Raw genomic sequence first — 2,993 nt, 5'->3', positions numbered from 1 at the left:
TCGCAAGGTATCCTGGTCCACGGGGCACCTCCTCGTGCTAAGGTGTGCCCCCCTATTAAACACGGACCCTTACACATAAATCCTTACACGACCCCCCCACGTAGCTTCCCGCCCGGTCGTAAACCCCTTTCAGGACCCTTATGGCCACGGCCGTGAGGTAGATAACCCCGGCGGTGACGTGGAGGCCGTGGAAGCCGGTGAGCATGAAGAAGGAGGAGCCAAACTGGGGAGCCCCCATGGGGTTGCCCCAGGGGCGGAAGCCCAGATCCCGGATGAGGTGGGTCCACTCGTAGGCCTGCATGCTCACGAAGCTGAGGCCCAAAAGGGCGGTCAGGGCTAGGAAGAGGGCGGTGTAGGGCTTGTTGCGGTTATAGGCGTGGTACACGGCGATGGCCATGGTGCCGCTGGAGCTGATGAGGATCACGGTCATGATGGCGATGAGGAGGAGGGGGATCTCGCGCTCGCCAATGTGGAGGGCGAAGACCTTGCCAGGGTCGGGCCAGGGCAGGGTGGCGGAGAGGCGGGCGGCCGCATAGCCCGTGAGGAAACAGCCGAAGATAAAGGTGTCGGAGAGGAGGAAAATCCACATCATGGCCTTGGCCCAGACCACCTTGAAGGCGGAAAGGTCGCTTCCCCAATCCCCGGCTAGCGCCCTTAGGAAGTGCGGCAGGCGTAGGGTTTTCTCCTCCATACTCCCCCCTCCTTAGGTCCAGAGAAACAGGGCGTAAAGCACAAGCCAGACGCCCAAGAGGTAGTGCCAGTACCATGCGCAAAGCCGAAGGCCCTTCCCTTCCCGGACAAAGACCCAGGCCAGGGCCAGCCCTCCTCCCAGGAGGTGCAGGCCGTGGAGGGCGGTGACCAGGTAGAAAAAGGCGCTGGCGGGATTGCCCGCTGGGGCATAACCCAGGCTCAGAAGGAGCCGCCAGGCCAGGAGCTGGCCCAGGATGAAGCCCGCTCCCAAAAGCCCGCCGCTCAGGACCCAGGGTCTTGCCTGGGGCCAGGCCTCGAGGCGGGCCGCTCGTTCCAGGGCCAGGCTGGCCAGAAAGAGCACAAGGGTGTTGAGCCAGAGAAGGGGAGGCTTGGGCAGGGCCTGCCAGTCGGGAAGGCCCATGCGCACCAGGTAGGCGCTCACCAAAGCGGCAAAGAGGCTGGTGATGGCGGCGAGCAGGACGAGAAGGCCTACTTGCCCTGAGGGCAGGGGAAAGGCGTCTTCTGGCCCCTCTCCTCCGCCGAGCTCTCGGCCTGGGGGCCCTTTTGGGGGAAGCTTAGGCCTTTCCTCCACCTTGGGCATGATCTTCCCCTCCACTGCCTCCCGCCACCACTGGGGGAGCGTTTTGCGGGACAAAGTCCTCTTTAGCCCCTGGGGGGCTGTACTCGTAGGCCCAGCGATACACCACGGGAGGGGGCTCGTGCCCCCAGTTGCCGTGGGGTGGGGGTGTGGGGGCCTGCCACTCCAGGGTGGTTGCCCGCCAGGGGTTGTCCGGGGCCTTCTTCCCGCGGAAGTAGGAGTAGACCAGGTTGAAACCGAAAAGGAGCTGGGCTAGGCCCACCAGGAGGGCCACCACGGTGATGAACTCGTTCAAGGGGCGCACGGAGGGGGGCAGGAAGGAAAGCCCTTCAAAGGTGTTGTACCGCCTCGGTACCCCCAGAAGGCCCAGGAAGTGCATGGGGAAGAAGATCAGGTAGGTGCCCACAAAGGTGGCCCAGAAGTGGATTCGCCCCAGGGTCTCGTTGAGCATCCGACCCGTGGCCTTGGGGTACCAGTGGTAGATGCCCCCAAAGATGGCCACGATGGCGGCCACGCCCATGACCATGTGGAAATGGGCCACCACGAAGTAGGTGTCCTGAAGGGGAAAGTCCACGATGACGTTGCCCAGGAAGAGCCCCGTAAGCCCTCCCACCACGAAGGTGTTGAGGAAGGCGATGGCGAAGAGCATGGGCACGGTGAGCTGGATCTTTCCCCGCCACAGGGTGAGAAGCCAGTTGTAGGTTTTGATGGCCGAGGGAATGGCCACGATCAGGGTGGTGGTGGCAAAGAAGAAGCCGAAATAGGGGTTCATGCCGCTGGTGTACATGTGGTGGGCCCAGACCACGAAGGAGATGGCGGCGATGGCCACCAGGGACAGGACCATCATCCGGTAGCCAAAGATGGGCTTGCGGGCGTGCACCGAAACCAGCTCGGAGATAAGCCCCATGGCGGGGAGGATGACGATGTAGACCTCAGGATGGCCGAAGTACCAGAAGAGGTGTTGCCACAGGAGGGGGCTTCCTCCCTCGTAGGGCAGGCGTTGGCCGAACTCCATCACCGCGGGCATGAAGAAGCTGGTGTGCAGGGTGCGGTCCAGAAGCAACATCACCCCGCCCACGAAGAGGGCCGGGAAGGCGAGGAGGGCCATGATGGAGGCGATGAAGATCCCCCAAACCGCCAAGGGCATCCGCATCAGGGTCATCCCCTTGGTGCGGAGCTGGAGCACGGTGGTCACGTAGTTGAGCCCGCCCATGGTGGCGGCCACGATGAAGAGCAGGAGGGAAACCAGCATGAGGACGATCCCCCAGTCGTACCCGGGGGTGCCCCGGGTGATGGCCTGGGGTGGGTAGAGGGTCCAGCCTGCCCCGGTGGGTCCTCCCGGCACGAAGAAGGAGGCCAGTAGCACCAGGACGGAAAGCAGGTAGACCCAGTAGGACAGCATGTTGACGAAGGGGTAGGCCATGTCCCGCGCTCCCAGCATGAGGGGGATGAGGAAGTTGCCGAACCCCCCCAGGAGCAGGGCGGTGAGCAGATAGATGACCATGATCATGCCGTGAAGGGTCATGGCCTGGTAGTACCTTCCCGCATCCAGGACGCCCGGGAAAGCCAGCTCGAGGCGCATGGCCCAGGAGAGGGCCATGCCGATGGCCCCCCAGACTTGACCGTTATACCGCATAGAGCCCCAGGAACCTGAGGGCGGAGAGGGGATGGAAGGAGAAGGTCTCCAGGGCCGCCTTCTTCTTCC

The 2,993-nt window shown here is 63.6% G+C and carries 3 protein-coding genes; all 3 read right to left on the bottom strand.

Annotation, left to right across the window (positions count from 1 at the left end; translation table 11 throughout):
* Positions 1–55: 55 nt before the first annotated feature.
* From G584_RS12290 to G584_RS12285, 3 genes are read right to left on the bottom strand one after another with little or no spacing between them, the layout of a single operon-like run.
* A complete protein-coding gene (locus G584_RS12290) occupies positions 56–691 on the bottom strand; it encodes a cytochrome c oxidase subunit 3 (RefSeq protein ID WP_051209288.1) in 636 nt (211 codons plus the stop codon).
* Positions 692–703: 12 nt separating this feature from the next.
* A complete protein-coding gene (locus G584_RS0111180) occupies positions 704–1,291 on the bottom strand; it encodes a cytochrome c oxidase subunit 3 (protein ID WP_028494668.1) in 588 nt (195 codons plus the stop codon).
* On the bottom strand, positions 1,266–2,924 hold the full coding sequence (locus G584_RS12285; protein ID WP_245563405.1) for a cytochrome c oxidase subunit I: 1,659 nt from the start codon (positions 2,922–2,924) through the stop codon (positions 1,266–1,268). The genes G584_RS0111180 and G584_RS12285 overlap by 26 nt, the downstream gene beginning before the upstream one ends.
* Between the last annotated feature and the right edge of the window lie 69 nt (positions 2,925–2,993).

The sequence above is a fragment of the Thermus antranikianii DSM 12462 genome, from assembly GCF_000423905.1.
Classification (GTDB): Bacteria; Deinococcota; Deinococci; order Deinococcales; family Thermaceae; genus Thermus; species Thermus antranikianii.
This window is presented reverse-complemented; position numbering and strand designations above follow the sequence as displayed.

Bases quoted from the DNA above. Each gene is read 5' to 3' on its own strand.
- G584_RS12290 (WP_051209288.1), bottom strand. From the start codon at position 691: ATGGAGGAGAAAACCCTACGCCTGCCGCACTTCCTAAGGGCGCTAGCC.
- G584_RS0111180 (WP_028494668.1), bottom strand. From the start codon at position 1,291: ATGCCCAAGGTGGAGGAAAGGCCTAAGCTTCCCCCAAAAGGGCCCCCA.
- G584_RS12285 (WP_245563405.1), bottom strand. From the start codon at position 2,924: ATGCGGTATAACGGTCAAGTCTGGGGGGCCATCGGCATGGCCCTCTCC.